The sequence below is a fragment of the Curtobacterium sp. RM9 genome, from assembly GCF_054956955.1.
On the sequence record NZ_CM143271.1, the window covers coordinates 646,490 to 664,757 of the forward strand.

18 protein-coding genes and 1 tRNA gene are annotated in these 18,268 nt (G+C 69.7%); 11 read left to right on the plus strand and 8 right to left on the minus strand.

Going from position 1 to position 18,268, the window contains the following annotated elements; translation table 11 throughout:
• Positions 1–19 precede the first annotated feature (19 nt).
• Entirely contained in the window at positions 20–418 is a 399-nt protein-coding gene (locus ACY3FI_RS03155; RefSeq protein WP_462549290.1) for a PLD nuclease N-terminal domain-containing protein, read from the plus strand.
• Positions 419–494: 76 nt separating this feature from the next.
• Positions 495–2,342 (plus strand): ABC-F family ATP-binding cassette domain-containing protein, encoded by a 1,848-nt coding sequence (locus tag ACY3FI_RS03160; protein ID WP_462549291.1) that lies wholly within the window; start codon positions 495–497, stop codon positions 2,340–2,342.
• Positions 2,343–2,619: 277 nt separating this feature from the next.
• Here the strand turns inward: ACY3FI_RS03160 and ACY3FI_RS03165 are convergent, their stop codons facing one another.
• The 4 genes from ACY3FI_RS03165 to ACY3FI_RS03180 all read right to left on the minus strand — a co-directional run bounded on the left by ACY3FI_RS03165 (position 2,620) and on the right by ACY3FI_RS03180 (position 5,743).
• A complete protein-coding gene (locus ACY3FI_RS03165) occupies positions 2,620–3,189 on the minus strand; it encodes a hypothetical protein (RefSeq protein WP_462549292.1) in 570 nt (189 codons plus the stop codon).
• An 83-nt stretch (positions 3,190–3,272) separates the two neighbouring features.
• Entirely contained in the window at positions 3,273–3,740 is a 468-nt protein-coding gene (locus ACY3FI_RS03170) for a VOC family protein (RefSeq protein ID WP_462549293.1), read from the minus strand.
• A gap of 67 nt (positions 3,741–3,807) precedes the next feature.
• Positions 3,808–5,145, minus strand: coding sequence for a D-alanyl-D-alanine carboxypeptidase/D-alanyl-D-alanine endopeptidase (gene dacB / locus ACY3FI_RS03175; RefSeq protein ID WP_462549294.1), 1,338 nt, complete (start codon positions 5,143–5,145; stop codon positions 3,808–3,810).
• Positions 5,146–5,248: 103 nt separating this feature from the next.
• Entirely contained in the window at positions 5,249–5,743 is a 495-nt protein-coding gene (locus ACY3FI_RS03180; RefSeq protein ID WP_462549295.1) for a MarR family winged helix-turn-helix transcriptional regulator, read from the minus strand.
• Between the two features lie 103 nt (positions 5,744–5,846).
• Here ACY3FI_RS03180 and ACY3FI_RS03185 point away from each other — a divergent pair.
• Positions 5,847–5,918 (plus strand) — tRNA-Gln (locus ACY3FI_RS03185).
• A 43-nt stretch (positions 5,919–5,961) separates the two neighbouring features.
• Here ACY3FI_RS03185 and ACY3FI_RS03190 read toward each other — a convergent pair.
• Entirely contained in the window at positions 5,962–6,987 is a 1,026-nt protein-coding gene (locus ACY3FI_RS03190; protein ID WP_462549296.1) for an LLM class flavin-dependent oxidoreductase, read from the minus strand.
• 278 nt (positions 6,988–7,265) lie between these two features.
• On the opposite strand from ACY3FI_RS03190, the gene ACY3FI_RS03195 reads away from it, so the two are divergent.
• Positions 7,266–8,339, plus strand: coding sequence for an acyltransferase family protein (locus ACY3FI_RS03195; RefSeq protein WP_462549297.1), 1,074 nt, complete (start codon positions 7,266–7,268; stop codon positions 8,337–8,339).
• Positions 8,340–8,449: 110 nt separating this feature from the next.
• Here the strand turns inward: ACY3FI_RS03195 and ACY3FI_RS03200 are convergent, their stop codons facing one another.
• Together ACY3FI_RS03200 and ACY3FI_RS03205 are read right to left on the minus strand one after the other, a co-directional pair.
• Entirely contained in the window at positions 8,450–8,911 is a 462-nt protein-coding gene (locus ACY3FI_RS03200) for a heme-binding protein (RefSeq protein ID WP_462549298.1), read from the minus strand.
• Positions 8,912–9,036: 125 nt separating this feature from the next.
• The gene (locus ACY3FI_RS03205) at positions 9,037–9,573 is read right to left on the minus strand and encodes a TetR/AcrR family transcriptional regulator (RefSeq protein ID WP_462549299.1); all 537 of its coding nucleotides are present in this window, start codon (positions 9,571–9,573) and stop codon (positions 9,037–9,039) included.
• Positions 9,574–9,679: 106 nt separating this feature from the next.
• Between ACY3FI_RS03205 and ACY3FI_RS03210 the strand changes: the two genes are divergently transcribed.
• Together ACY3FI_RS03210 and ACY3FI_RS03215 are read left to right on the plus strand one after the other, a co-directional pair.
• Positions 9,680–10,042 (plus strand): DUF4267 domain-containing protein, encoded by a 363-nt coding sequence (locus ACY3FI_RS03210; protein ID WP_462549301.1) that lies wholly within the window; start codon positions 9,680–9,682, stop codon positions 10,040–10,042.
• Between the two features lie 84 nt (positions 10,043–10,126).
• Positions 10,127–10,594, plus strand: coding sequence for an ester cyclase (locus ACY3FI_RS03215; RefSeq protein ID WP_462549302.1), 468 nt, complete (start codon positions 10,127–10,129; stop codon positions 10,592–10,594).
• 87 nt (positions 10,595–10,681) lie between these two features.
• Here ACY3FI_RS03215 and ACY3FI_RS03220 read toward each other — a convergent pair whose 3' ends face one another.
• Positions 10,682–11,413 (minus strand): SDR family oxidoreductase, encoded by a 732-nt coding sequence (locus tag ACY3FI_RS03220; RefSeq protein WP_462549303.1) that lies wholly within the window; start codon positions 11,411–11,413, stop codon positions 10,682–10,684.
• A 90-nt stretch (positions 11,414–11,503) separates the two neighbouring features.
• Here ACY3FI_RS03220 and ACY3FI_RS03225 point away from each other — a divergent pair, with 90 nt between their 5' ends.
• The 5 genes from ACY3FI_RS03225 to ACY3FI_RS03245 all read left to right on the plus strand — a co-directional run bounded on the left by ACY3FI_RS03225 (position 11,504) and on the right by ACY3FI_RS03245 (position 18,165).
• Positions 11,504–12,049 carry a TetR/AcrR family transcriptional regulator gene (locus tag ACY3FI_RS03225; RefSeq protein WP_462549304.1) on the plus strand — a complete coding sequence of 182 codons (546 nt, stop codon included), beginning with the start codon at positions 11,504–11,506 and terminating at the stop codon, positions 12,047–12,049.
• 46 nt (positions 12,050–12,095) lie between these two features.
• The gene (locus tag ACY3FI_RS03230) at positions 12,096–12,488 is read left to right on the plus strand and encodes a nuclear transport factor 2 family protein (RefSeq protein WP_462549305.1); all 393 of its coding nucleotides are present in this window, start codon (positions 12,096–12,098) and stop codon (positions 12,486–12,488) included.
• A 52-nt stretch (positions 12,489–12,540) separates the two neighbouring features.
• The gene (locus ACY3FI_RS03235) at positions 12,541–13,227 is read left to right on the plus strand and encodes a helix-turn-helix transcriptional regulator (RefSeq protein WP_462549306.1); all 687 of its coding nucleotides are present in this window, start codon (positions 12,541–12,543) and stop codon (positions 13,225–13,227) included.
• Between the two features lie 244 nt (positions 13,228–13,471).
• Complete coding sequence (locus tag ACY3FI_RS03240; protein ID WP_462549308.1) at positions 13,472–16,171, plus strand: P-loop NTPase; 2,700 nt, start codon at positions 13,472–13,474, stop codon at positions 16,169–16,171.
• A 950-nt stretch (positions 16,172–17,121) separates the two neighbouring features.
• Positions 17,122–18,165: a BLUF domain-containing protein gene (locus ACY3FI_RS03245; protein WP_462549310.1), complete on the plus strand. Its 1,044-nt coding sequence runs from the start codon at positions 17,122–17,124 to the stop codon at positions 18,163–18,165.
• The last annotated feature ends 103 nt before the right edge of the window (positions 18,166–18,268 follow it).

The following is an 18,268-nucleotide window of genomic DNA, read 5'->3' on the forward strand; positions in this document are numbered from 1 at the left end:
ATCCATAGACTCCGGAGCCATGGGAGTGTTGCTGTACGGGTTCTCGATCGTCCTGACGATCTTCGCGCTCATCGACATCCTCACCAAGGGGGACGACCAGGTGCGGGGGCTGCCGAAGATCGCGTGGGTGTTCCTCGTGATCCTCGTCCCCGTCGTCGGCACCATCGTGTGGTTCGCCGTCGGGCACGACTGGAGCCAGGGCTCCCGGAACCACGGCCGGTACATCGAGCCGACCCGTCACGAGGACGGCTACGCCAGCCTCGGACACGCCCGCGCCGCCCACGGCGACAAGCGCGTGACGGGGACCGAGCAGGAGCTCGCCGAGCTCGAGCGGGAGATCGAGTACTGGGAGGCCCAGGCGCGACTGCGCCGTGCCAAGGAGGCAGCCGGAGAAGGCGAGCCGACGCCGGGGAGCTGACCCGCGCCTCCAGGCTGGGTCGCCGACCTGCACCCGCCCGACCCGAGCACCCCGCCGCGCCGCCTACCCTTGACGGGTGGCTCATCTCCTCGGCGCCGAGAACCTGCATCTCGCGTTCCCCACCAAGGTCGTCTTCGACAGCGTCACCCTCGGCCTCGACGAGGGGGACCGCATCGGCGTCGTCGGACGGAACGGCGACGGCAAGTCGACCCTCCTCGCCCTGCTGTCCCAGCGGATCGAACCGGACTCCGGGCGCGTGACGCACCGTCGCGGTCTGACCGTCGGGTACCTCGACCAGCGTGACGTCCTGCCCGAGGGTGCGACGGTCGGCGCGACCGTCGTGGGCGACCTCGCCGAGCACGAGTGGGCGGGCGACGCGAAGATCCGCGACGTCATCGGCGGCCTGGTGTCGGACATCCCGTGGGACGCCGTGGTCGATGACCTCTCCGGTGGTCAGCGTCGACGGATCGCCCTCGCGAAGCTGCTCGTCGGCGACTGGGACGTGCTGTTCCTCGACGAGCCCACGAACCACCTCGACGTCGAGGGCATCCAGTGGCTCGCCGACCACATCAACCGCCGCTGGTCCGCGAACCAGGGCAGCATGGTCGTCGTGACCCACGACCGCTGGTTCCTCGACGCGGTGTCGACCGACACGTGGGAGGTGCACGACGGCATCGTCGACCCGTTCGAGGGCGGCTACGCGGCGTACATCCTGCAGCGCGTCGAGCGTGACCGGCAGGCCGCGGCGAGCGAGCAGCGCCGGCAGAACCTCGCCCGCAAGGAACTCGCGTGGCTCCGCCGCGGTGCACCCGCCCGGACGAGCAAGCCGAAGTTCCGGATCGACGCGGCGAACGCGCTCATCGACGACGTCCCGCCGATCCGCGACACCGTCGCCCTGTCGCAGACGGCGACCGCTCGCCTCGGCAAGGACGTCGTCGACCTGCTCGACGTCGGCGTGACCTTCGGTGACGACGTGATCCTGCGCGACATCGAGTGGCGGATCGCACCGGGGGAGCGGACCGGCATCCTCGGTCCGAACGGCGCCGGCAAGTCGACACTCCTGAACCTCGTGTCCGGCAAGCTGCAGCCGACCTCGGGCCGGGTGAAGACGGGCAAGACCGTGCAGGTCGCCGTGCTCGACCAGCAGCTCGCCGACCTCGCGCAGTTCGCGGACGACCGGGTGCGCGAGGTCGTCGCCCGCAAGAAGACGAGTTACGTCGCGGACGGCAAGGAGATGACGCCGTCCCAGCTGCTCGAGCGGCTCGGCTTCACCTCGGAGCAGCTCTCGACGCCGGTCAAGGACCTGAGCGGTGGACAGAAGCGACGGCTGCAGCTCATGCTCATCCTGCTCGACGAGCCGAACGTGCTGATCCTCGACGAGCCCACGAACGACCTCGACACCGACATGCTCGCCGCGATGGAGGACCTCCTCGACACCTGGCCGGGCACCCTGCTCGTCGTCTCGCACGACCGGTACCTGCTCGAGCGCGTCACCGACCAGCAGTACGCCGTGCTCGGCGGGCACCTGCGGCACCTGCCCGGCGGGGTCGACGAGTACATGCGGTTGCGGGCCTCGGGCTCCGTCCCGCAGACGGCATCTGCGGCTGCCGCCGCGACGGCCGGGAGGCCCGACACGGCTCCGGCAGGTGGCTCCGGTGCGGGTGGGGCCGGGTCCACCGCCCCTGCCGCGCCCGGCCTGTCCGGTGCGGACCGCCGTGCCGCCGAGAAGGAGATGTCGGCGCTCGACCGCCGGATCGCGAAGGTCGGCGCGGACCGGCAGAAGCTGCTCGATGCGTTCGCGGCGCACGACCAGTCGGACTACGCGGGGCTCGGGGCATTGCAGACGCAGCTCGCCGGGCTCGAGGCCGAGGTCGAGGAACTCGAGGAGCGGTGGCTCGAGGTCGCGGAGGCGCTGGGGGTGTAGCGGAGCCGCGCGGGCTGGCCGGGCGGGGTGTCGGGCGCGCGGCGTTGGGCGTGCCTGGTGGTCCCGGGCGTGCCTTGTGGTTTCGGGTGACGCGTGTGCCTGGTGGTCCCGGGTGGCGCGCGTGCCTGGTGGTTCCGGGCGTGCTGTGTCCGTTCGGGCGTACCCGGTCCTTCCTTTCCACCAGGTCTGCCCGATCACGCCTTGCATCGCGGGCGTCCTGGGAAAGAACGCGCGGGGCTCCGAGGTCGCTACGGCAGGATCGACGTCGCGTCCCCGCTCAGGTGCCGGGGCAGTCGATCGTGTCGGGCTCCGGCTCCTGCCCCTGGTCGATGCCGACGCCGAACGCGCTCGGCAGCGACACGGTGTGGATCCGGCCGAGGCGGTCCTGCGTGGTGACCGTGATGCCGCGCGCGTACCCCTCGCTCCGGTCCGACTCGAGCACGATGCGGCCGACCACGTCGAGCTCGCCGTGTGCTCGGACGACGACGCCGCTGTCGACCGGCACCGTCGACCCGTACTCGGCGGGGCGCGCAGCCGTCTCGGTCGCGACCAGCCCCGGCGCTCCCCTGTCCGGACTCGGAGCGATCGCGAGGTGCTCGAGCCGCACACCCTCGACGGTGTCGACCCCGACGCTGCGGACGCGGATGTTGTGGTCGGTGTCGTTGTCGAACTCGCCCATGAACCACGCTGCCGCGTCGGTCGAACCCTCCGGGAAGGTGCCGCACACGCCACCGCCGGTGATGTTCGTCGTCAGGCTCGCCGTGGGAAGCGTCTCGACGACGAGTCCTGCCGCGAGGACGAGTGCCCCGATGATGCTCGCTCCGATGACGACCCGCCCCGTGTCCATGTCGCAACCGTAGGGCAGCGGGCGGCCCATGCGCCGCAACTCGTCCGGGTCCGGACCGGCGTGCGCCCGCGACGTGCGGTCGGCTACTCGACCGACTCGGGGTCCACGTCGCCCTGGTCCGGGGTCGCCTCGGCCGGGTCGCCGCCGCCGGGGTTCACCACGACCTCCCACAGGTGCCCGTCCGGGTCCTGGAAGAAGCCGGACCACATGCCCCACGGTCGCATGTACGGCGCTGCGAGCATCGTCGCGCCGGCCGCTGCCGCTCGGTCGAGGAATGCCTGTGCCTCTGCCTGCGACGCCGTGAGGTGCCCGATCGTGCTGCTCGGGGCGGTCGCGAGTTCCACGCCCGAGTCCTTCCGCATTTCCTCGCGGCCGTAGACGCTGACGATCAGACCGTCGTCGAGGGTGAACATCGCGGTCGTCCCGCCCGCCGAGGTCTCGGTCGGCGGGTACTCGGTGCCGATCACGCCGCTGCCGTCGATGCCGAGCAGGGCGCGGTAGAACGCTGCCGACCGTGCGACGTCGGCGACGGCGAGGGTGATCGCGTGCATGCGCCGCAGGCTACCCGCGGGCAGGCGACGGCGCCGTCACCGCTCGTCCGGACAGGTGACGGCCCCGTCACCGTTCCTTCGGCCGGGTGACCGGTGCCGCGTCGCCGCCGCACCGCCACAGCGCTGCCGCCAGCGCGTCGATCTCCTGCCGCGCGGCCGGGTCCGCGGTGCCCTCCGCGAAGACGGTGAACGCGATGCGGTCGCCACCCACCTCGTCGGTCACGCCGGTCAGGCCGAACATGTCGTCGAGCGTCCCCGTCTTCCCACGCACGTGTCCTCGCGCGTCGGCAGCCGCGCCTCCGAAGCGTCCGTGCTCGGCCAGGGTGCCCGTCTTCCCGGCGACCGCGAGGCCCGCGTCGACGGGCGCGAGTCCGTGCTCGTGCTCGGCGACGACCCGCATGAGCGCCGTCATCGTCGACGCGGGCACCCGGTTCTCGGGACTGAGGCCGGAGCCGTCCACCAGCCGCAGACCGGTCGTCGGGACGTCGACGTGCCGGAGCGCCTTCGTGGTGCCGGCCTGGATCGCGTCGAACGACCGACCGGCGCCCTCCGCGACGGCGACGTGGCGGGCGAGCACCTCGGCGAGGGTGTCGTCGGAGTGCGTCAGGAGCGTCCCGACCAGCTGCGACACCGGCGCGGAACGCACGGACCCGAGCGTCTCTGCGCCTGACGCGACCGACACCGAGGTCGTGTCGCTCCGGACGTCCGGGCCGAGCAGGGCAGCGAACGCCGACGCGGCCCGGGCGACGGCCGCGGACCCGCGGAGCGAGTACGCCTCGGTGGGGTCGTCGCGGTCCCCGTCGACCATGAGGGCGGTGATGTTCGAGACGCTGCCGCTCGTCCGCGCGCTCGTCGTCCAGGTCGGGTGCCACGCTGGTCCTCCGAACAGGTCCGTGTCGACCTGCACGAAATCGATCGGACCCGGGTGCGCGGCCCGGACCTGACGGGCCAGGTCGTCGAGGTGCGCAGCGCCCGGGTACACCCCGTCCTGCCCGGTCGGCAACCGGCTCAGGGTCGGGTCGCCGCCGCCGACGAGGACGACCGTCCCCGCGTCGGGACCCTGGACGACCCGCGTCGTGAACCGGCGGTCCGGACCGAGCGCGCTGATCGCCGCCGACGCCGTGATCAGCTTCATGGTGCTGCCCGTCTGCGTCGCTTCGTCCCCGCGCACGATCAGGACCGCCTTCCCGGTCCGGACCGACCGGGCGTCGACGAAGAGCTGCCCCGACGACCAGCGTCCGGCGAGGGTATCGGCGGTGCAGCGCTCGTCGGCGCTTGCCGTGGTGCCGTTCGGCTTCCCGATCGCGGCCGTCGCCACTGCGATGCCACCGAGCACGAGGGTCAGGACCGTCGCGAGTGCGATGGTGTGCGGGTACCGGCGGAGGAATCGGCGAGGCGAGGTCACCCCTGCATCGTCTCGATCGTGGTGCGTGGCCGGCATCGGCCGCTCAGGGTGAAGGCCCCTCAGTTGTTTCGCCCGGGAGGACGAACGTCGCGACGACGCCGGGTCAGTCGCCCAGTCCGAGGATGAGCCGACGCAGCAGGCTCGCCAACTGGTCCTGCTCGCCGGCGGGTACGCCAGCGAGGATGTCTCGCTCGGCCCCGAGGAGGTCCGCGATCGCGGCGTCCACGGCCGTGCGCCCGGCCGCCGTCAGGGACACGAGGATGCCCCGGCCGTCGCGGGGGTCCGTCCGTCGTGCGACGAGCCCGCGGGCCGTCAGCCGGTCCACCCGGTTCGTCATCGTGCCGCTCGACACCAGGGTCTGCTGCAAGAGGGACTTCGGGCTGAGCTCGTACGGCTCGCCCGCCCGCCGGAGCGCCGACAGCACGTCGAACTCCCACGGTTCGACGCCGCTCGCCTCGAACGCCGCCCGCCGCGCGCGGTCGAGGTGCCGTGCGAGTCGGTCCACGCGTGACAGCACCTCGAGCGGGCCGAAGTCGAGGTCGGCGCGTTCACGTCCCCACGCGGCGACGATCCGGTCGACCTCGTCCTCCTGCGGCATCCCTCCATCTTGGCGGAAGGTGCGGTGTCGTGGGTGGAACGGGCGCGCGCGGTCCGCCGGGTCGGTCGTGGGAAGATGGTGTCGCATCCACGAACGGGTGCGTTCCGCCTTGGTGTAACGGCAGCACGACGGCCTTTGGTGCCGTTAGGTCCGGGTTCGAATCCTGGAGGCGGAGCGAGACACGGAGGACGCAACCGGGCCGATCGTGTCGAGTGCCCTCATCCGCGCGGCGCCGGTGCCCAGCCGAGCGCCGGCCCCAGCCGCTCCGCGATGTCCGTCACGATCTGCGCGTAGTCGTCCGGCTCGAACGAGAACGGCAGCGCGAAGGCGACCTCCGTGGCCACCTGGTACCCGGCGTCGGCCCGCAGCCGGTCGGCGATCTCGTCGGCCGTCCCCACGAGGTCCGCGGCGAACAGCAGGCCCGCGGGACCCATCGGGACGCCGACGCGACCGGACCGGCTCGCGGCGTAGGCGCGGTAGCGGTCCTCCTGCTCGCGGGTGGCCGTGTCGGTCGGGATGACCACGAGTCCCTGCGAGACCCTCGCCGTCGCCGGGTCCGCGTGGGCGTCGAGGTACGCCTCGACCTGCGCCCGCTGGTTCGTCGCGAAGTCCGTGCCGACCTCGCTCCGGGTGACGCTCGACGTCAGCAGGTGGAACCCGTTCTGCGCTGCCCAGATGGCCGACCGCGTGCTGCCCGTGCCGTACCAGAGTCGGTCGGCGAGCCCGGGGCTGAGGGGCTGCACGGTGGTGGCGAACTCCTCGATGCCGCGGCGTTCGGCTGCGTCGACGACCGGCTCGCCGCGCACGAGGTCCCGGAAGCGCAGCAGTCGGTCGTTGCCGAGGTCCTCCTGGTCGGCGGTGTCGGGGTAGATGGCCTCGCGGTAGAGGTCGAAGTTCATCGGGGTGCCGACGGAGAACCCGGGCTGCAGACGACCGCCGAGGAGCACGTCGACCGTGCCGAGGTCCTCGGCGAGGCGGAACGGGTTCTCGGCTCCGATCGGCGTGACGGCCGTGCCGAGGTGGATGCGCGCGGTGCGCTGGGATGCCGCGGCCATGATCGCGACGGGTGAGGAGATGCCGTGCTGCAGGTGCCGGTGCCGCAACCAGGCGCTGTCCATGCCGAGGGACTCGGCGCGCTCGATCACGCGCAGGGTGCCTTCGTGCCCGTCGGCCGGACGGTCGGGGTCGAAGGACCCGATGGTCAGGAAGCCGAGGCGGTCGAGGGACTGTCCGTCGTGCGGCACGTCACGCTCCTTCCGTGCTCAGCGCCACGGACCTGGCTGCCGTCGCGAGGGTGATGTCGAGCCGGACGGCGTCTGAGCGTCGGGAGTACACGTCCTCAGACTAGGTCGCGCGACCTAGCGCGCTCGGGAGGCCGCCGACAGAACGGCCGACAGCGGGGTGCCGAGACAGGTGTCGCTCGCGCCGAGTTCGCGGATTCTGGACAGACGACGGCAGACCGCAACCACTCTGATCCGCGGCCTATCGTGAGGATCGATCGTGGATTAGCGTGACCGGCGTCATGGACACCGCCGCCCGCCGCAGGAACAACTTCGACGTCCTCCGTCTGGTGTTCGCGGCGTGCGTGATCTTCTCCCACTCGTACGCACTCCTCGGGTCAGGGGAACCCGTCGTGTGGGGCAGGACGCTCGGCAACTTCGGCGTGCTCGGGTTCTTCGTCGTGAGCGGCGCGCTCATCGCGCAGAGCTTCCAGCGCCGCACCTCCGTGCCGCAGTACCTCGGCAACCGGTTCCTCCGCATCGTGCCTGGTCTCGTCGTCGCACTCCTGGTCGCGTACGGCCTCGGTGCGCTCTTCGACCGGTTCCGGGGCAACCCGGTGCCGTACATCGTCGACGGTCCGGTCTGGACCCTGACGTGGGAGGTCGTCTGCTACCTCGCGGTCGTCGCGCTGGGCATCGCCGGGGCACTGACCGAACGCGGGTTCCCGGTCTTCTTCGCGGTCGCCTGGCTCGTCTACCTGTCGAACCTCGGCAACGGGTCCGACTTCTTCCTCGCGATCGTCCCGATGTTCCTGCTGTTCGGTGCGGGGACGTTCTCCGCCCTGCGACGGACGCCGCTGCACTGGGGATGGGCCGTCGCGGCCGGCGTCGGCCTGATCGCCTCCTTGGAGACCGCCTGGATCGAGTTCCTCACCCGGGCCGTCGGGCACGTCGTGCCGTTCCTGTTCGGCCCGGAGATCACGCCGGAGGTCGTGCAGCGCGTGGTGTTCATGATCTGCTTCCCGGTGGTCGTGCTCTGGCTGGGGAACGCGCCGAAGCCGGGGTGGCGGCTCCGCGACGACCTGTCGTTCGGGGCGTACATCTACGGCTGGCCGGTCGCGCAGGTCGTCGTGGCCGTCGCCGGTCGGTGGGGAGCGGACCTCACACCTGTGGTGCTGTTCCTCGCCACGGCGGTGCTGACGGCGCCGATCGCCTTCCTGTCGTGGCGGTTCGTCGAGCGTCCGGCCGTGTCGCTGAAGCGGTACCTCCGGATGCCGACGAGGCGGTCCGGGCGGCACCGGGACCGCGTCGAAGAGGTGCGGGCCGACCGGCTCGACCTCGTGCCGGGGACGACGGCCACCCGAGCGCCGAACTGATCGGCCATCCGGGCAGCGTCAACCGATCGCGTTCTCGAGACCCGAGGACTGACGGACGGGAGGCGCGGTGCCAGCCGGCACCGCGCCTCCCGTCCGTCAGCCGGTCTGCTTCACCGCCCCAGGTGCGTCCGCAGCGCCTCGACCACCAGGTCGTGCTCCACCTCGTCGCTCACACCCGACGCGACGACGACGCCGACCTGCGTCGCACCGATGCGGATCGGCACGGCACCACCGTTGAACGCGTACAGCATGGGATCGACCATCCTGGCGGTGGCGGGGTCGTCGATGCCGTGTGCGGCCATCTGCTCGGCGACGAGCAGGGACGCCTTGTCGAACCGGCGGACGACGGCGGCCTTGCGGCGCATCCACCCGTCGTTGTCCGCGGTGGTGCCGGCGAGCGCGGCCTGGAAGACGAGCTGCTCGCCGAGCCAGACGGCGGTCGAGATCGTCAGGTCGCGCTGCCGGGCGAGCTCGATCACCCGCTGCCCGACGGCGATGGCGTCGTCGTGCACGAACGCGGTGAAGCGGAGCTCGGTGTCCTCGGCGGTCAAGTCGGAGAGTCGGTCGGTCATGGCGTCCGTCCTGGTCGGTGCGGTGGTCCGGCGCGAGAGCCGGCCGGTCCCTCCAGCGTGGCACGACCACGCGCTGTGTCGCCGGACGGGTCGGCGGCGCAGGGCAGACCGGACCGGCGCCGCGCTCAGCCGCGCGTGAGGAGCCGGCGTGCGAGCTCGAGCCGCGCGGCGGACCGTCCGGCGGGCAGCCGGTGCCCGATCTCGAGCGTCGCGAGGCCGTGCACCGTCGCCCAGGCGACCTCGGCCTCCGTGCCGTCCGCGCCGGGGAAGGCGGCCTCGATGCCCGCGAACGCGCGACGCAGCGCCTCGGGTCCGTTGCCGGTGCCGAACTCGAGGCCGGACGGCATCGAGAACATCGCCTCGTAGACGCGCGGGTGGTCGACGGCGAAGTCGAGGTAGGCCTGCATCCGCGCCAGCGGCTCCGCGGGCACCGCCTCGAGCGCCGACGCGATCGCGTCGAACCCGTCGACCGCGACGGCGTCGAGGAGCTGCTGGCGACCGCCGGCGAAGGCGGAGTAGATGACGGGCTGCGTCACGCCCAGTTCGGTCGCGAGTCGCCGCATCGTGACGGCGTCCCACCCGGCGGCAGCGGCCACGCGTCGGGCGGCGTCGGTGATCTGACTGCGACGTCGAGCGAGGTCGGGGGCCGGTCGGGGACTCATGTGCCCACCGTACCAGCGGTGCGTTACGTAACAGCACTAGACAACGCTGCAGACCTGCCGTAGTGTCTGTTGCATAACATCGCTAGCCAACCGGGAGTCCCTCCTCATGACCATCGCCGCACTCGTCGTCGCCGTCCTCGGCTGCCTCTTCATCCTGTTCATCGGCGGGCGCTTCCTGATCGCCCCCGGCATCGCGACCGCGGGCTTCGGCGTCGCTGCCGATCGTCGCCGCGCGTTCACGAGCATCAAGGGCATCCGCGACATCACCTCGGGCATCGTGCCGCTCGTCGTCCTGCTCGTCGCCGGCCCGCAGGTGTTCGGCTGTGTGCTGCTCGCCGCGGCGATCACGCCCATCGGGGACGCGGTCGTCGTCGTCACCAACGGGGGCTCGCTCCGACACGCCCTCACCGTGCACGGCGCGACCGCGGTGTTGCTGATCGCCGCGGGCCTCGTGCTCGCCCTCGCCTGACCGCCTGCGAGCCCGCGCAGCCTCGCGGCTGCGCCGCCACCGTCCCTGGAACCGACCCTGCCCCATCCTGAGAGGAACACGACCATGACCACCACGAACCACACCACCGACGCCGCCGCTGCCGACGACACCGCCGCGATCGTCCGGGCGTTCTACGAACCCTTCCGCACCGGCGACACCTCGACCTACCGCGAGCTCCTCGCCGACGACTGGGTCGACATGCCGCTCGCGCCCGGTCAGCAGCAGGGCCCCGCCGGCATGGCCGCGCAGATCGCCCTGTTCCGGCACGCCATGCCCGACTACGCTGTGGAGCACCAGGACGTCATCGTCCAGGGGGACCGGGTCGCCGTCCGGAACACCGTCTCCGGGACGCACCAGGGCGCCTTCATGGGGCACGGACCGACGGGCAAGCGGATCGAGATGCGGACCATGGACGTGCACCAGGTCCGCGCCGGGAGGATCGTGGCGACCTGGCATCTCGAGGACTTCGCCGGCCTGATGGCGCAGCTCGCTGCCCCGGTGGACGCGCCGACGCCGCCCGCCTGGGGCTGACCGCTGTTCGGGGGGAGCGAGCGCCGTCCGCGCTCGCCCCGCCCGATCTCGACGCCCGGTCCTGTCTGCGCCGGGCCTCGTCCTCGCTCAGCCGACGACGGCCGCCGCCGCTGCCGCCGTCGCGGCGGCCAGCTCCTCGGCCGGCCGTGCCAGCATCTGCTTCACGGTGCGCGAGTCCTCGTCCGCCAGGACCTCGAACGCGCCGGTGACCACTCCGTCGTACGCCTGCTCGACGACCTGCGCAGGCGTCGACTTCGGGACGTCGAAGCGGGCGCCCATCGCGGTGTCGACCATCCCGACGATCAGCCCCGTGACACCCGTGCCCTGCGCCGCGAGTTCGGTGCGCAGGCCGTTCGTGGCGGCCCACGCAGCGGCCTTGGATGCGGCGTACACCGTCGGCAGCGGAGTCCACGCGGCGAGCGACAGGACGTTCAGCACCGTGCCGCCGCCGTTCGCCGCGAGCACCGGCGCGAAGGCCGCGGACGTCCGGACGAGCCCGAAGGTGTTCGTGGCGAAGACGGCCTCGAGCGTGTCCGCCGCCGGGTCGGCGATGCTGACGTCCGACGCGGGGGCGATGCCGGCGTTGTTGACGAGCAGGTCGACGTCGCTCGCCTCGGCCGCGGCAGCGTCCACGGACTCCGGGTCGGTGACGTCGAGCCGGATCGGCACGACGCGCTCGTCAGACCAGTCCCTCGGGGTGCGAGCGGCGGCGTAGACGCGACGAGCTCCGCGCTCGAGGGCCTGTCGGACGAACTCGGTCCCGAGTCCGCCGTTGGCGCCGGTGACGAGGATCGTGCGGTCGGCGAGGTCGTGGTCCATGAGTGCTCCTGCGGTAGTCTCGGTGAAGCGGGGAACGTCCCCGGTACGAGTATGTGGGGAGTGTCCCCACTTTGTCGAGGAGGAGACGTGATGCGTGCGGACGCACGACGGAACCGCGACGCCATCCTCGGCGCCGCACGAGGGGTGTTCGAGGCCGAGGGCATCGAGGCCCCGCTCGACGGCATCGCGGCGCGGGCCGGGGTCGGCAACGCGACGCTCTACCGGAACTTCCCGACGCGGGACGACCTGCTGGCCGCCGTCGTCGAGGACAGCGTGCAGGAGCTCGAGTCCGAGTCCGAGGCACTCGCGGAGATCGACCCGGTCGAGGCTCTGCGTGAGTGGATGTTCCGGCTGACGTGGCGCCTGCGCATCTGGCAGGACCTGCCGACCTGCATCGCCCGGACGATGGACGACGACGGTTCGCCGGTGCAGCCGGTGAGCACGCGGCTCGTCGCCCGGACCGCCACGTTCCTCCAGCGCGCGCAGCGCAGTCCAGGGTCCGATGCGCCGAGCGCCGCCCAGGTGTTCGAGCTCCTGACCGCGGTGTCGTGGGGCATCGACCGCTTCGGCGACGACGAGAAGGCTGCCCGAGCGCGCGTCGAGCTGGCGACCGCGGGCGTCCTCGCCCGCCTCTGAGGAACACCGACACACCGTTGTCGCCCCACGACGTGATCGTGGACGCATGAGCACCCAGGACACCGAGACCACCACCGCCCGCCACCCGCTCGACCGCTGGTTGGTCATGTGGAACGGCGACGCCGACCTCGCCAGGACGATCTGCGCCGACGACTTCCGCATCCGCTTCGCCGTCACCGAGCCCGACGGCTCCACGCCCGCCGACGACATTCGCTCCGCCGAGGACTTCGCCACGTACCTGCACTGGTGGCACGGCGAACACCCGGACGCCGAGTTCACGACCGTCGCCGACGCGATCGACGCCGAGCACGGCCGACTGATCTGGGACATGACCGCGGGGGAGGTGCACGTCGGCGGCGTCGACGTGTTCGACTTCGACGCCGACGGTCGTGTCCGCCGTGTGTGGTCTGCTGGCGGGCAGCGGAGCATACGCGACTGAGCGCGACGGGCGAGGGGAGCGGGACGTGCGCCGAGCGGAACGACACCACGCAATGGTCGACCTGCTGCGCGGGGCCCGGCGCCCGTGGTCCGCGACACGGCTGGCGCGCGAGTTCGGCGTCTCCACGCGGACCGTCGAGCGGGACGTGCTCGCGCTCCAGCACGCGGGCGTCCCGATCTACGCCGACCACGGTGCGGCGGGCGGGTACTCGATCCTCCGGGAGTACTCGCTCCCGCCGCTGAACCTCACCGCGAACGAGTCGCTCGCAGTGCTCGCCGGGCTCGCCCTCCTCGGATCGTCGCCGTTCCGCGCGGCGTCCGCCCGGGCCGCCGACAAGGTCCGCGCCGTGATGCGCGAGGAACACCGCGGTCCGGTCGCGGACCTGCTCGGCACGATCCGGGTCATCGACGCCGTCCCACCCGAGGGCACCGCCGCCGTCGAGCTCGGGATGCTGTCGGACGTCCTCGCCTCCCGTCGCGTGGTCCGGATCACCTACCTCGGCGACGACACCGGCGACGGCGAGCCGGTCGTCACGGTCCGCGAGGTCGAGACGATCGGCCTCCTGCGCGCGGGCGACGCCTGGCTCCTCGCCGGGTGGTGCCGACTCCGCGGCGCCGTCCGAGGCTTCCGCATCGAGCGGATCACGAGCCTCGAGGTCCTCGACGAGGTCCCCGCACCGCGTCCCGATGCGGTGTGGGACGCGGACCTGGCGCGGTGGCCGACCCGTCGACTGGGCTGATCCGCGGGCCGGCCCGCGGCCCTGGTGGCGACCGGCCGCCGGACGGGAGGCGCGGTGCCGGCCCGCACCGCGCCTAGCGTCCGGCAGTCCTCCGGTTGCACTCCTCGGCCGCGACCACGCTCAGGACGTGAGTATCGTCGAGTTCGGAGAGCCCAGTACACCCCGCGAGGGAGCGAGCCAAGTTGCCCGAGCCCAGAGCCGGACGAATCTCGTGAGATGTGCTCATTCCTAGTAGAGTCCGGACATGGCGCAACGCACCCTTACTGCTGGAACCGCAGAGGAGCTCCTAGAGAAGCTTGCATGGCTCCCGACAGACTCGAAGCGGCCTATTGCTTTCATGTTCGGCGCCGGTGTCAGTGCGTCCGTTCTCCCGTCGACGGCAGAAATGGCGGAGTTGTTCCTTCAAGCCCTGCGTCCCGTTGCCCGGGACAGAACGCGCCTTGAAGCAGACAAGCGTGGAGGGGCGGCGGCAGTATATCAAGCCGCAGCACGCGCAGTTACTCTTCAGAGAGACGACGAGACACTTCACGGGATAATCAAAGAGTCCGTTCTTGGAGCATTCAGTGGCATCGCCAGTCAGCAAGACATCACCTTGCAACTGGATGATTGGCGGATCCCAGAGGCTTACCGACAATTTGCCCAGTATTATCGTAAGCTGCCGGGAGCTTTGCGCGGTCCGATTGTAACGACGAACTTCGATCCTTTCATTGAGATTGCACTCCGACGAGAGGGAATCCAAGCCGCACCCCGGTCGGTCGTTAACGAAGTACCGCCGGCGATCGATGACCTCCGGCTTGCCGCGCAAGTCCCTGTTGTACACCTACACGGCTATTTTGACTCGAAAACTTCGATCAACACGGTCGGGCAGCTCCAAAAGGAGCGTGCTTCGGTCCAGGCGTTCTTGCAGCAGCTCCTGCAATCCACCACCATCATAGTACTTGGATACGGAGGGTGGAACGACGAATTCACGCGAACCCTTCGGGACGTGGGCGGCTACGCGGCATTAACAAACGCACAAATTGTATGGTGTGCGCATGAAAAGAACGAGGAGCACGTTCTTCTCAACGACACGCTTGCATCTCTGGATGGGCGGCCAGGATTTCAGCTTTTCGTTGGCATCGAAAGCGAGGGGCTATTCAATGTAGCCATTGAAGCGCAACAAACTCCGTCTTTCACTGTGCCCCGTGGTCACACTGCCCTTCCGGCTGTTTCTACGTCAAGGAGCCCTGAGCACTTTGTGAACGGCGAACAGCCGGAGTGGCAAGACGCAGAGGACGGTCGTTGGCCCAGACTAGGCTCGACGCGGGAACTGTTGCACTATGCGCGGCAAATGGTTCAAGGTACGGCTCCAGGTGCCATCGCAGCCGTTGGCCCGACGGGCGAGGGTAAGTCTCTCGGGTTACGGCAGGTCGCAGCCGCAATCGCTGGTGAATTCCCAAGTCTGAAGGTGATTTGGCGGGAACCAGGTGCACCGTTGCTTGATCGGGCCTCACTCAGAGCGCTTAGTGACAACGCAGACGTTTTGCTGGTGATCGACGACGCAGATACTGCGATGACTCAATTCCAGCTCATTCGCGAATTGCAGTCGCAAAACGTGATGATTCACCTTCTCGTCGGCTGTCATGAACGTTTCTGGGGGCCGGTATATGGGGCACTTGGTTCTCAGGCTCGGCAGATTACGTTCTCTGGCCTCAATATGGAGGATTCGCTCGCGATAGCGCGCCGGTGGCGGGACTTCGACCTTTTGCCTACATCGCATTCGCACGGGCCGGAGGCCGTGGAGGGCCTTAGTAATAGGCTGCTGGCTGCCGCGAATCGTAGCCGTGCCATCGACGGTTCCTCCTTGTTTGGGGCTGTCCTCGAGGTCCGTCAGGGTAACGCTCTCAAAGGCCGAGTGGCTTCCTTGATGACCGAACTGGATCGGACGTTGCTCAAGGACTCTCGATCGCTGACTCTCGCTGATGCTCTAGCGGTCATTTGTGTTCAGCAGGAATACCTTGACTCGAACCGTGACAATACACACGGAGCGACCCAGGATTTCCTAGCAGAGTTTTGCGGCAGTAGTAACGGAAACCTGCATGACGCAGTACTAACCTCGCTTGGTCGGGAAGCCGCGATCTCTCTGGTCGGCCAATTCATCTTTGCGCGGCATCCGATGATTGCTCGAGCGGTTGTCAATTGGCTGATCGGGCAGGATCGTCTCTCTTCGACTATGGAGATGATTGGAGAGATCGGAGGTCGACTCCGCGTTCTTGAAAAGATTACAGTCAACGACCGAGACTCGTACATGCTGGGCCGTGAGGTCGATCAGTTCGATCTCGCGAAAGCAGCATTCAGGGGCACCCTGCGGGGTGCGCCCTATCTCCTAGAGCCGAGGATTACCTTCATCGCGGCCGCTCGAAGGGCGGGCCAGGTGGAATTGGCGTTGCGGTTCGGTGAAGGCAGCGTGTCAAATATGCACATCTACACTGACAGGGCGAAGAATATCGGAGTATTTTGTACTGAATTGTCTAGAGTTCTGGCTAGCGAGAAGCAATATCGCGCTGCCACCGGATTGGCGGCGCTTGCGCTACACACGGGTGCGGCCAGACTTCAGGGGGGCATGAAGCTGCGGAAAGCTTTTATTCCGTTGTTGGATGCGCTTCGTGGGTCGCGGCAGCAGGGTGACGTTATGGCCGAATCGGCTCTTGAGACTGCGGCGCGACTATCTCAGTCGCTCCTCGGAGCCGACTTTGTGCGAGCGGGCGACATGCCCTCAGTCGTGCAGACGCCTAAACAGTCGCTCGAGAAACAAGCCGCAGCTGCCGCATCGGCGCTCACGCCGTATGCCGCGGAGGCAATTCGTCGATTCGGACTGCCATTTGGCGCCGAAGCGGCGAGAGACTGGCTGGTTCCCTACCAGAATGGTTTGCGGTATCTGGTGAAGGACTTCGTGAATCGTTGATGGTGTCGCGCTGGCGAGAGCGGCCTTGCACGAAAGGGAACAATTCACTGATAACCCGAGGAAGCCGGGGTGATGTGCTTGTAGAGTCGCGGCGAATGGCGCCGCGCTGACTCGTGCAGCCCGTCGCGTAGCAGTGATTCTCAGTGCGCCCTCCGTACGCCCTCCGTTCTCTTTCTCCGACTCGTACGGCACCACGGATTCTCCGCGCTTCATGCCGCCGGGGTCGATCACTCTGTGTCGACATACGTGCGCGGTGTCTGCTCGTACCTGTGATGCTCGTAGCGCCCCGCCGTCGCAGGCGATGGCCACGAGGTGCGCGGCCAGCCGCCGAGCTTCAGGTGTATGCCGTCGTGAACGACGTGGAACGCCCAGCCCCTCACAAATATCCGGTCGATCATGCACTCGAGCAGCGCGAGGCATCGACCACCACCTGACCGAGACATGACCATCAAATCTGTCGGTCCGTCGTTGGTTGGCGAGGTCGCCCGGCGGGGCATCGTCCCCGATCCGGTAGGTCTCGCCGTCGACCAGGGTCAAGCGCGGTTCGAAGCCCTCGGCGGCGAGGTCGGCAACGTCAACCTTCGGGGCGCGGCGCGTAGCCTCGTAGGTGCGGATAGCCTCGTAGGAAGGCGCCCCTTGTGGTGGGTCGGCGATCCGGAGCGGGGATGGGCGATCGCGATGAGCGGCGGCACGGCTTACTTCTAGGATCGGCCGATGGAACGCAACTCAACGCACGACCTGTGCACGTCGGCGCCGAGCCGCCGCGACCGTCTGCAGGGCCGGCCCGCGGCCCTGGTGGCGACCGGCCGCCGGACGGGAGGCGCGGAGCCGGCCCGCCCCGCGCCTCCCGTCCGGCGCCTGGCCCTGCCCAGAAGGTGGGGTTGTCCCGGAGCCGCGGTGCGGGTTGACTCCACGAGGAGGACGGACCTCCCGATCCGAGGAGGAGTCTCATGCGATCGCTCGTCTACACCAGCACCCAGACCCGTCCGATCACGGACTCGGAGCTCGCGCAGATCCTCGCCGTCGGACGCGAGAAGAACACCCGCCTGGGCGTGACCGGGATGCTCGCCCACAAGGGTGACAACTGCATCGGCATCCTGGAGGGCGAGGACGGGGTCGTCCACGCCCGGTTCGAGCAGGTGCAGGCCGATCCGCGGCACACCAACGTCCGCGTCCTGCTCGACGAGCCGGTCGCAGAGCGCTCCTTCCCCGACTGGTCGATGGCGTTCCAGTCCCTTGACCCCCTCATGCAGCAGGTCCCCGGCTTCAGCGACCTCTTCGCAGCCGGGCGCCCCACCGACCCGAACTTCGGCGCATCGCGCGCACGCGGGCTGCTCGAGTGGTTCCGCAAGCACCCGCTGGCCCCGCTGACGTCCCAGCAGACGCGCGACGAGGAGGCCCCGCGGACGCGCGCGATCAACGGCGCGATCGCCGCCATCCACGACGGCGGGGTGTCCCGGTTCTCGGTCGACGCGGTCGCCGGACGGAGCGGCATGACCGTCGAGCAGATCACCGAGCTCTTCCCGTCGCGGCACGCACTGCTCGCGGCGACGGTGATGCGGTGGACCCGAGCGGTGTCGGCGCCGCTCCAGCCGCTCGCCGCCGAGAAGGGCACGGTCGCCTACCTGCACGCCCTGCTCGTGGCACACGCCGAGGAACCTGCGCTCATGCGCCTCATCGCGTCGAGCCTCGTCGTGGCCACCGACCCGACCACGGACGGTGCAGACTACTACCGGTCGGCGTACCGCGAGTTCCGCGAGGTCGTCCGTGCGGCACTCGCCGCGGACGTCCGCGACGGCCGCGAGCCCGCGACGATGGACCCCGTCCGCGGCGCGCAGCAGCTCGTCGCCCTCTACGACGGGCTCCGGCTCCAGTCGCTCCTGACTGACGACACCGACGTGGTGGACGCGTTCGACCGGGCAGCGGCCCGCATGCGACGCGGCTGGTCGGAGCAGTACGAGCGGCCGACGTACTGGGACATCCCGGTCGCCTGAGCGACCCCCGTCCCACCGGGCCACGCACGATCCGTGCGTGGCGCCGTCGATCGGTTGCGCGCGGATCCATGAGACGCCGCAGGACGGCCGCAGGAAGCACCCT

Coding starts and splice junctions, on each gene's coding strand:
- ACY3FI_RS03245 (WP_462549310.1), top strand. CDS start 17,122: ATGCGATCGCTCGTCTACACCAGCACCCAGACCCGTCCGATCACGGAC.
- ACY3FI_RS03230 (WP_462549305.1), top strand. CDS start 12,096: ATGAGCACCCAGGACACCGAGACCACCACCGCCCGCCACCCGCTCGAC.
- ACY3FI_RS03170 (WP_462549293.1), bottom strand. CDS start 3,740: ATGCACGCGATCACCCTCGCCGTCGCCGACGTCGCACGGTCGGCAGCG.
- ACY3FI_RS03220 (WP_462549303.1), bottom strand. CDS start 11,413: ATGGACCACGACCTCGCCGACCGCACGATCCTCGTCACCGGCGCCAAC.
- ACY3FI_RS03235 (WP_462549306.1), top strand. CDS start 12,541: ATGGTCGACCTGCTGCGCGGGGCCCGGCGCCCGTGGTCCGCGACACGG.
- ACY3FI_RS03225 (WP_462549304.1), top strand. CDS start 11,504: ATGCGTGCGGACGCACGACGGAACCGCGACGCCATCCTCGGCGCCGCA.
- ACY3FI_RS03200 (WP_462549298.1), bottom strand. CDS start 8,911: ATGACCGACCGACTCTCCGACTTGACCGCCGAGGACACCGAGCTCCGC.
- ACY3FI_RS03195 (WP_462549297.1), top strand. CDS start 7,266: ATGGACACCGCCGCCCGCCGCAGGAACAACTTCGACGTCCTCCGTCTG.
- ACY3FI_RS03205 (WP_462549299.1), bottom strand. CDS start 9,573: ATGAGTCCCCGACCGGCCCCCGACCTCGCTCGACGTCGCAGTCAGATC.
- ACY3FI_RS03210 (WP_462549301.1), top strand. CDS start 9,680: ATGACCATCGCCGCACTCGTCGTCGCCGTCCTCGGCTGCCTCTTCATC.
- ACY3FI_RS03155 (WP_462549290.1), top strand. CDS start 20: ATGGGAGTGTTGCTGTACGGGTTCTCGATCGTCCTGACGATCTTCGCG.
- ACY3FI_RS03165 (WP_462549292.1), bottom strand. CDS start 3,189: ATGGACACGGGGCGGGTCGTCATCGGAGCGAGCATCATCGGGGCACTC.
- ACY3FI_RS03215 (WP_462549302.1), top strand. CDS start 10,127: ATGACCACCACGAACCACACCACCGACGCCGCCGCTGCCGACGACACC.
- ACY3FI_RS03180 (WP_462549295.1), bottom strand. CDS start 5,743: ATGCCGCAGGAGGACGAGGTCGACCGGATCGTCGCCGCGTGGGGACGT.
- ACY3FI_RS03240 (WP_462549308.1), top strand. CDS start 13,472: ATGGCGCAACGCACCCTTACTGCTGGAACCGCAGAGGAGCTCCTAGAG.